Raw genomic sequence first — 9,275 nt, 5'->3', positions numbered from 1 at the left:
CCAAATATGCCTGGTGCCACCCCACGTACTTCAACTATGGCGTTGGCAAATGGAAATATTGAGTATTTACTAGAAATAGCTAAAAATGGATTAGAGAATGCAATCCAAAATAAACCGGCTTTAGCAACGGGGATAAATATTTACAAGGGTACGATAACTTATGAGAATTTAGGCGCAACACTAGAGTTAGATTATAAGCCATTGAAAGAAGTGTTAATATGAGTAATGAAATTTTACCACTCAACATTGGGAATATAAAAAATGCACAAAAAATTTTAGATGGAAATGCTAGAAAAACGCCTTTGGTTAAATCTTTCTATTTAACCAGTAAAACCGGTGGAGAAATTTATTTAAAGTTGGAAAACATGCAGTTAACAGGTTCATTCAAGTTTCGTGGTGCATTTAATAAAATTTCTCAACTTACAAATGAAGAAAAAGAACGTGGTGTAATCGCCTGCTCAGCTGGAAACCATGCACAAGGTGTCGCATTATCTTCTCATTTACTTGGTATCAAAAGTAAAATTGTGATGCCAACCTCTGCACCGCAAGCTAAAGTGGATGCGACGAGAGGATATGGTTCTGAAGTTATTTTATACGGTGATACATTTGATGATGCAAAAGCAAAATGTGAAGAGATTATAAAAGAAACAGGCGAAACATACCTACATCCATATGATGATGTAGAAGTAATGGCTGGCCAAGGGACAATTGGGTTAGATATTCTGGATGATATGTGGGATGTTGATACTGTTATTGTACCTATTGGTGGAGGAGGAATTATTTCAGGGATTGCTGTAGCACTGAAATCATTTAATCCCTCCATTAATATTATTGGAGTTCAAGCTGAAAACGTACACGGTATGAAAGCTTCTTATGATGCTGGAGAAATTGTATCACATTATAAAGCTCCAACAATAGCGGATGGTTGTGCAGTAAAAATACCTGGAAATTTAACCTTTGAAATTGTAAAAAACCTAGTAGATGACATTGTAACTGTATCGGAAGAAGAATTAGAAGTAGCGATGAAAGACTTATTGCAACGCGGAAAGGCTGTCGTAGAAGGAGCAGGAGCGTTAGCTACAGCCGCTCTTCTTGCAAGAAAAGTTGATAAATATGTACAGGGTAAAAAAGTAGTAGCGGTTATTTCAGGTGGCAATGTGGATTTAAAACGTATTTCAAGTGTATGTGAGCATTTCTTTATTGCCAATGAGGTAAAATAATGATTGAGGAATGTATATAATAAGTTGATATTGCTAAAAAAGAGCTAGGATGAAACATCTTAGTTCTTTTTTGTAATATCAGGATACTCTTAAGGGGTACAGCCACACATCCATCAAGATAAGACAAACAAATACCCCAAAACGAGAAAATTGACATCTTCAGGCGAAAATGGGCAATTTTTTTGTTTTGGGGTATTATAAAAATCTTAAGTTGATGGGCATGGGGTAGCGTCAGGAAAATGCGGATTTACAACGTTAAGGAAATTTCAATATTAAAAAGCCTAATTTCTCAATTTAATGTGAAGAAATTAGGCTTTTTTTCTTACTCAATTAAAGCTCCCTATTGTTGAATAATGTTCAATTTCAAACAAATAAAGCCATTAATATTAAATCTTGATAGCCGCCATCCAATTTTACACCCTTTGCTTTTCTACCCTCTTCAAAAAAGCCTAGATTCTTATATAACTGGATTGCACCTAGATTATCTTCCATTACCTCAAGACAGACTTTCTCAATCTTACTGTTATTTTTAGCCCAATTGATTAACGTTTCTAGAAGAGATCTTCCAATACCATAATTTCGATATTCAGGTAGTATGTTCATCGCAAAAGCCCCTTGATGACTAATTTTTTCTTTGTTTCCGTTCTTAAAATCTATTGCACCGACTAACTTACCATCAACTTCAGCAATAAACTGTACATAATTTGGATTTTCATGATAAGTTTTTAACGTTTTTTGAATAACATCAATACTCACCTTTTTTATATCCTCAACCGTACTTAGCATATATGGAGCGTTTATTAAAGCTTTTGAAGCAGAATCTAGCATTCTTTCCGCATCCTGTTCTTTAGCTTCTCTAATTATTATTGTTTTTCCATCCTTAGATTTATAAGTAAAAACATTAGTTGATAAGATTTTACACACACCCTTTCGGAATATAATTAATCGGATTTTTTAATTATTCCACAATTCTTAAGTAAGAGAAAGTCGTATCACTTTTTTCTGCAATCGCTCACCTTCAACTTAATAACGATTATTTCAAAAAATTCTAATTTTGACAATAATTTATTCTGTTATATAGTCCTTTAACGGAATAAGGAATGATTATTGTTTCCCTTCTGATAGCTTTCTATATAATGAAGCCTTAGACACCTTTACCATTAGTACGGCAATCAAGAGTCCAGTCATGAAAAATAACAAAATTATTATCTTTAGTTGGTTGAACATCAAACTCTACTAGATCAGCCCCAGCTTTAAATGCTGCTTCCATAGATGGAATTGTATTTTCTAAATAAGGATATTCAGGTTTATTTATACGTTCAGCTGTACATGTATCACCCTCAATCCCTTCCATGCTAAATGTTTGCGAAAGCCCTCGGTGAGCAAGAAGAAGAGGAGTCCCATCGGCCCTCTCAGCAAAAAAAGAACTGTTATTTACATAAACAAATACAAATAGAATAAGAATTATCCAAGTCGTTTTACGTTTTAGTAACCTTTTTATTTTATTCATTGTATGTTCCTCTTAAATATTAGTTGAAATGATTTAAACAATGTTCGTTAATTAAATACTGGTAGATGTTACAACCTATCATATTTTATTGCAATGGATAGATTGGTAATTGAAGGTTAGTACTTATATATCAATATAGCTCTTCAGCGAATAAAGATATTTCTTTTTTTATCCAGATTCATAAAAAGCAGTTCACATCCTTAAGTTGATGGATGTGAACTGCTTCTATAGGGGCGTAAAGTACTCAAAACTATGAACGTTTCCGCAACATTCTCCTTTGCCTCTTTCGAATAAAATTTATGCCAAGATATAATAAAAGTATAACGATATAAGGGGCGTCTTTTATGAGAAAAGAGAAAAGACAAAGGCTAATTAAACAAGCGGTGAGAGAGCATGAAATAGATACACAAGAAAAGTTAGTAGAGCTGTTAGCAAAAAAGGGGGAAATTGTAACACAAGCTACTATTTCGCGAGATATTCGCGAATTAAATATAATAAAGACAGTTTCTTCAAACGGTTTAACAATATATAAAAACTTCACAGGAGATAATATACAAACTGATATGATGTTAAAGAAAAAGTTGGGAGAAGTTGTCGTAAAGATTGATTATATAAATCAATTAACCATTATTAAAACTTTACCGGGTAATGCACATGTTATAGGTGTGTTATTAGACTCTGTAGAATGGAAAGAAAAAGTAGGGTGTATTTGTGGAAATGATACATGTCTTGTAATTTCAAAATCACAATCAGATAGGGAGATTCTAGAAGAGAGATTAAAATTAATTATGTAGATAAAAAAACTACTAATACAGGATTTTATTTCGGTACAGAAATAAAGCAGCTTTTCCGGAGCCTTGGTAATAAATTAAACTTTTAATTGGGATAATTTACGGTATATTGAAATTAATTGTCTTCTTAGTTGCTGAAGATACTTAATATAGAAACGATGTTGGAGTATCGAGAAAAATAATTAATTCTAAATAAGAATTTTTAACGTAAGGTAACTAAAATTTGAAAATGAGTATAATTAATTGAAATTGCTAGTTATAAGAGAGGGTAAAAGTATCTTGTAAAGTAATGCATATAACATAGAAAGATATAAGAGATAGGTGAAATTTATGAATACAAGACAAAAAGAAATTTTATTTCTACTATTATCTGAATCTAACGACTATTCATTAGTACAAGACCTTGCTGATAAGGTGAATTGCTCTGAAAAAACAATTCGTAATGACTTTAAAATAATTGAGGAGCACCTTGCGAATTATTCAAGTGCGATTCTTGTTAGGAAACCGGGATTAGGTGTGTACTTAGAGATTGAGGAATATGAGAAGGTGGACTTGTTTAATAAACTTTATTGTATTAATAATCGCACAAAGTATGAATCAGATGAAGAAAGAATTCTACAAATTGCATACAACTTATTAATGAATGTAAAGGCAGTTACTGCACAGGATATGGCATCCCAACATTTTGTAAGTCGAACGACTATAAAAAAAGATCTAGATAGAATTGAAAAATGGTTACATCATTTTGATTTAACCATTGTTTCAAAACAGCGAGTTGGACTTATTATTGATGGAAATGAAAAAAAAAAGAAGAGCATTGGCTAGATTATCAGATTTGATTCGTAATTCTGATCTTACGAATCAATTTATTAAAGAACAATTTCAATATCATGAGGTTGAATTTGTTACGAACGAATTGAAAGCGTTACAAAAACGAAATGCATTGTTTTTTACAGATGATACATTTGAAAGTTTATTAGTGCATACATTGCTCATGGTACGGAGAATGAAACTTAAACAACCTATTTTAAATGCTGAAAAGGAAATTAAAATACTGAAAGAAACAAAAGAATATATATGGACATTGGAATTTTTAAAACAGTTGGAATGTGTTTTTTCAGTTCATTTTACAGAAGAAGAAGTTACGTATTTAACAGCTCATATTTTAGGTGGGAAAATCCGTTATCAAGATAAACCAATGCAGGATAGCACACTTACTGAAAGTAATCCAATCCTTTCTATGGTTATTCAGCAATTAGTTAAACGTATGTCGCAGTTGTATGAAATTGATTTCAGTAAAGACAAAATTTTAATTGAAGGGTTAACGATTCATCTATATACCGCATTGAATCGCCTAAGCTATGATCTTTCTGTCTCTAATCCGATGTTACACGATATAAAGAGAATGTATCCCTATGTGTTTAATGTATTGATACAAGTATTAGAAGAGATAAATGAATCTCAAAATATATATATTCCAGAAGAAGAAGCGGCTTATCTTACTCTACACTTTGAAGCATCTGTTGAACGGTTAAATTACCAGGAAAAATCTAAAAATGTAATTATTGTTTGCCATATGGGCATTGGCATGTCGCAGTTGTTACGTACAAAAATTGAGCGTAAATTTCGTCATATCCATGTGATGGACTGTATTTCAAAAGCAGATTTACAAAGTTATATAATGAAACATCGTGATGTGGATCTCGTTATTTCAACTACTAGTCTTTCAAGATTAGACATTCCTCATATAGTAGTATCCCCATTATTAGAAGGGCCAGAAGAAAAGAAGCTAGGGGATTTTATACAAAATTATGATGAGCCAAGTTATAAAGAACAAAAAGACTTTGTTATGTTCAACTATACATCTCCATTTTTAGTGTTTTTACAACAGGATATACAGCACCCATATGAGCTAATTGAAAAGTTAGCGTATGCTTTGCATAGTAAGGGGTATGTAGATAAAGAGTATGCAGAAAATGCAATCATAAGAGAAAAAATGTCAGCAACAACGATTGGGGCAGGAATCGCGATTCCTCATGGCAATCCAAAATTTATTCAAGAATCAGTAATTGCAATTGCTACATTAAAGGAACCAATTGATTGGGGAGAAGAGAAGGTATCACTTGTATTTATGCTAGCAGTTAAAAGTGATGGACAAGAGGTAACGAAACAATTGTTTCAGGAACTATCCTTTATAAGTGAGCAACCATCCTTTATTCAAAAGCTTACGAAAGAAACAAACGTAATGAAATTTTTGTCCTTTTTACATAATTAACCGAAAAGTGGAGAATCAAATAACCCGTTTTTCGCTTGGGTAAAAGGTTTATTTTTCCGGAAGTTACGGTAAAAAATGAAACTTTTGACGTCGTAATATTAATTTATAGTAAGTGTAGGCGCTTAGTAAAAAGTGTGAGGAGGATTAAGAATGAAATTGTTAGCGGTTACATCATGTCCGAATGGGATTGCCCATACTTATATGGCAGCTGAAAATTTGCAAAAAACAGCGGATAAATTAGGAGTCCAAATGAAAATTGAAACCCAAGGTGGAATAGGGGTAGAAAATGAGTTGACGGAACAAGATATTCGCGAAGCAGACGGCATTATTATAGCTGCAGATAGAGTCGTAAATAAAGATAGATTTGTAGGGAAAAAATTGTTGGTTGTTGGGGTACAAGATGGTATTCGTAAACCAGGAGAATTAATTCAGAAAATAATCAGCGGGAATGTACCTCTTTATCATTCACAGTCAAAAATAGTAGAAAGTAACCAACAGGAAAGAAAGCAAAATCCGATATATCGTCATTTAATGAATGGTGTATCTTTTATGGTCCCATTTATCGTAGTCGGGGGATTATTAATTGCTATTGCGTTAACACTTGGGGGAGAAAAAACTCCTGGGGGTTTAGTGATTCCGGAGGGTTCTTTCTGGAAAACTATTGAACAAATTGGTGGTGCATCATTTACGTTCATGGTTCCAATACTAGCTGGATATATTGCATATAGTATAGCGGATAAGCCTGGACTTGTTCCTGGTATGATTGGTGGGTATATTGCAGCAACAGGAAGCTTTTACGGAAGTGAAAGTGGTGCTGGTTTTCTTGGTGGTATTATCGCTGGTTTCTTAGCTGGTTACATAGCGTTAGGAATCAAAAAATTAAAAGTTCCAAAAGCGATTCAACCAATTATGCCGATTATTATTATTCCGGTATTTACTTCTCTTATTGTAGGTTTAGCATTTGTATTTATTATTGGTGCCCCTGTCGCACAAGTTTTCGTATCATTAACAGCTTGGTTAGCAGGTATGCAAGGGTCAAGTTCAATTCTCTTAGCATTAATTTTAGGGGCAATGATTTCATTTGATATGGGTGGTCCGGTCAATAAAGTAGCATTCTTATTTGGTTCAGCAATGATTGGAGAAGGAAACTATGAAATTATGGGTCCAATTGCTGCAGCAATTTGTATTCCACCAATCGGGATGGGACTTGCTACTTTCATAGGTAAGGGGAAATTCCAAGATTCAGAGAGAGAAATGGGTAAAGCATCATTCACAATGGGGCTATTTGGTATTACGGAAGGTGCGATTCCCTTTGCAGCACAAGATCCACTTCGGGTTATTCCAAGTATAATGGCTGGTTCGATGATGGGTGCTGTGATTGCGATGATCGGTCATGTAGGAGACAGAGTAGCACATGGTGGTCCAATTGTTGCAGTGTTAGGGGCAGTAGATAATGTGTTTATGTTTTTTGTAGCTGTAATTGTAGGCTCTATTGTGACAGCTGTTGTAGTAAATGTATTGAAAAAAGACGTTTCAAAGTTAGAAAAACAAGAAAATGAACAAATAAAAGAAGTATCAGCAACAATAGAAGTGCAACAACTGGAACGAGAGACTCAAGTAAGAGGCGAACAAGTAGACAAGGTAGAAATTAAAAAATTAACAGATATTACAAGTTTAGAATTAATTGAAACGGACTTAAAAGGGGAAACACGAGATGACATCATTGATGAAATGATTCAAAAGTTAAAGCAGGTGGGTGCATTACATTCAGTGACAGAATTTAAACAGGCTATTATGAACCGTGAGCAAGAAAGTACTACAGGTATTGGTATAAACATTGCGATTCCACATGGGAAATCAGCTGCCGTTAGGAAACCGAGCGTGGTATTTGGAATTAAACAATCGGGTATAGATTGGAACAGCCTTGATGGAACGGAAGCAAAGTTAATATTTATGATTGCGGTACCAAAAGGAAATGAAGGAAATGAACATTTAAAAATCCTTCAAATGCTTTCTCGAAAACTAATGGATGATAGTTATAGAGAGCGGTTATTATCTGTTCAAACAAAAGCAGAAGCATACAAACTACTAGATGAAATTGCATAGAATGGAGGATTCAAATCATGACTGAACCATTATTTTTTGCACCTGTTTTTAAAGAAAGAATTTGGGGTGGAACACATTTAACTTCTTTTGGATATGAGATTCCATCAAATCAAACTGGAGAGTGTTGGGCTTTTGCTGCACATCAACATGGACAAAGTATTGTTAAGAACGGAAAGTATAAAGGGCTATCTTTGGGTGAATTGTGGGATAACCATCGAGATTTATTTGGAAATATGGAGGGGGAGCGTTTCCCTCTTCTTACAAAAATTTTGGATGCCAATCAAGATTTATCTGTTCAAGTTCATCCCAACGATGAGTATGCCAGCGTACATGAAAATGGAGAACTAGGAAAAACAGAATGCTGGTATGTAATCGATTCCATAAAAGACGCGGAAATTATTTATGGACATCATGCGAAAACAAAAGAAGAATTCATGGCTATGATTGAAAAGAAAGAGTGGAACCAACTGTTGCATCGCGTGAAGGTGAAACCTGGAGATTTCTTCTATGTGCCGAGTGGAACTGTTCATGCAATTGGTAAAGGGATTTTAGTATTAGAAACACAGCAAAACTCTGATACAACCTATAGATTGTATGATTATGATAGAAGAGATTCAGAAGGTAATTTACGTGATCTTCATCTTGAAAGCAGTATTGATGTAATAGAAACTCCATGTATTTCGAATCAGTTAACATTTAAAAATGAAAAAGTAGATGATTTGAGTATAACTAATTTTATTAAATGTCCGTATTTTTCAGTGGAAAAATGGGAGTTAGATGGATCAGCTAGTTTGGAACAACAAAAAGCCTTCCTTCTTGTTAGTGTAATACAGGGAGAAGGTGAGTTAATTAAAGAAGGTGAGCACTATTTCTTTAAAAAAGGAGACCACTTTATAATACCTAATTATTTTGGAGGATACGATTTGGTAGGTAACTCTATATGTATTGTTTCAAGTATATAATAAATTTTATAATTTTTATATAAAGATTATAGAAAATATTATTTAAACACAAATTAACCAGTTCCTGATTTTACGGATCTGGTTAATTTGTGTGAAGTGCATCAAGTTTTGAGGAAGTGCTTGTGAACCGTAGCATAAATAAATGAGGTTTTGTATGTTCGATTTTTAAATAATACCCAAGAAGGAGTGGATTGCAGTTATAGTAATACTCTATTTTTGTATTTCTATAATAGATAATCTTTAAAAAAAACAGAATTATCTTGACAGTCATTGAATGGATTGATAAGGTTATAAAAAAATATTTCTTATCCAGAGAGGTGGAGGGACTGGCCTTATGAAACCTCAGCAACAGGTCTGCTTAAGTAGACACTGTGCTAATTCCAGCGGGTGATAATCCTGATAGATGAGAGC

Annotated in this window: 5 protein-coding genes, 3 pseudogenes and 1 riboswitch; of the genes and pseudogenes, 6 read left to right on the top strand and 2 right to left on the bottom strand. The window is 33.7% G+C overall.

Features of this window, described 5'->3' with window-relative positions; genetic code table 11:
- Positions 1 to 222: pseudogene (locus tag MRP26_RS27785) on the top strand (alanine dehydrogenase); the annotation flags it as partial.
- Entirely contained in the window at positions 219 to 1,220 is a 1,002-nt protein-coding gene (gene tdcB, locus MRP26_RS27780) for a bifunctional threonine ammonia-lyase/L-serine ammonia-lyase TdcB (protein WP_144488912.1), read from the top strand. The pseudogene MRP26_RS27785 and the gene tdcB, both read left to right, overlap by 4 nt.
- A 363-nt stretch (positions 1,221 to 1,583) precedes the next feature.
- Here tdcB and MRP26_RS27775 read toward each other — a convergent pair whose 3' ends face one another.
- Together MRP26_RS27775 and MRP26_RS27770 are read right to left on the bottom strand one after the other, a co-directional pair.
- Positions 1,584 to 2,144 carry a GNAT family N-acetyltransferase gene (locus MRP26_RS27775; protein ID WP_242807266.1) on the bottom strand — a complete coding sequence of 187 codons (561 nt, stop codon included), beginning with the start codon at positions 2,142 to 2,144 and terminating at the stop codon, positions 1,584 to 1,586.
- Between the two features lie 223 nt (positions 2,145 to 2,367).
- Positions 2,368 to 2,730: pseudogene (locus MRP26_RS27770) on the bottom strand (glycerophosphodiester phosphodiesterase family protein); the annotation flags it as partial.
- Positions 2,731 to 3,074: 344 nt separating this feature from the next.
- Between MRP26_RS27770 and MRP26_RS27765 the strand changes: the two are divergent.
- The 4 genes and pseudogenes from MRP26_RS27765 to manA all read left to right on the top strand — a co-directional run bounded on the left by MRP26_RS27765 (position 3,075) and on the right by manA (position 8,864).
- Positions 3,075 to 3,524: an arginine repressor gene (locus tag MRP26_RS27765; protein ID WP_097892248.1), complete on the top strand. Its 450-nt coding sequence runs from the start codon at positions 3,075 to 3,077 to the stop codon at positions 3,522 to 3,524.
- A gap of 327 nt (positions 3,525 to 3,851) precedes the next feature.
- Positions 3,852 to 5,796, top strand: a pseudogene (locus MRP26_RS27760) (BglG family transcription antiterminator).
- Between the two features lie 150 nt (positions 5,797 to 5,946).
- Positions 5,947 to 7,902 (top strand): PTS fructose transporter subunit IIABC, encoded by a 1,956-nt coding sequence (locus MRP26_RS27755; RefSeq protein ID WP_242807264.1) that lies wholly within the window; start codon positions 5,947 to 5,949, stop codon positions 7,900 to 7,902.
- 17 nt (positions 7,903 to 7,919) lie between these two features.
- Entirely contained in the window at positions 7,920 to 8,864 is a 945-nt protein-coding gene (gene manA / locus MRP26_RS27750; protein WP_242807263.1) for a mannose-6-phosphate isomerase, class I, read from the top strand.
- Between the two features lie 302 nt (positions 8,865 to 9,166).
- Positions 9,167 to 9,274, top strand: a riboswitch (SAM riboswitch).
- Position 9,275: the final 1 nt, after the last annotated feature.

Origin of the sequence: Bacillus sp. CCB-MMP212, assembly GCF_022748145.1 — a bacterium.
In the GTDB taxonomy this organism is placed as follows: Bacteria; Bacillota; Bacilli; order Bacillales; family Bacillaceae_G; genus Bacillus_A; species Bacillus_A cereus.
This window is presented reverse-complemented; position numbering and strand designations above follow the sequence as displayed.

Excerpts from the sequence above, each read along its gene's own strand:
- tdcB (WP_144488912.1), top strand. The coding sequence starts at position 219 with ATGAGTAATGAAATTTTACCACTCAACATTGGGAATATAAAAAATGCA.
- MRP26_RS27765 (WP_097892248.1), top strand. The coding sequence starts at position 3,075 with ATGAGAAAAGAGAAAAGACAAAGGCTAATTAAACAAGCGGTGAGAGAG.
- MRP26_RS27755 (WP_242807264.1), top strand. The coding sequence starts at position 5,947 with ATGAAATTGTTAGCGGTTACATCATGTCCGAATGGGATTGCCCATACT.
- manA (WP_242807263.1), top strand. The coding sequence starts at position 7,920 with ATGACTGAACCATTATTTTTTGCACCTGTTTTTAAAGAAAGAATTTGG.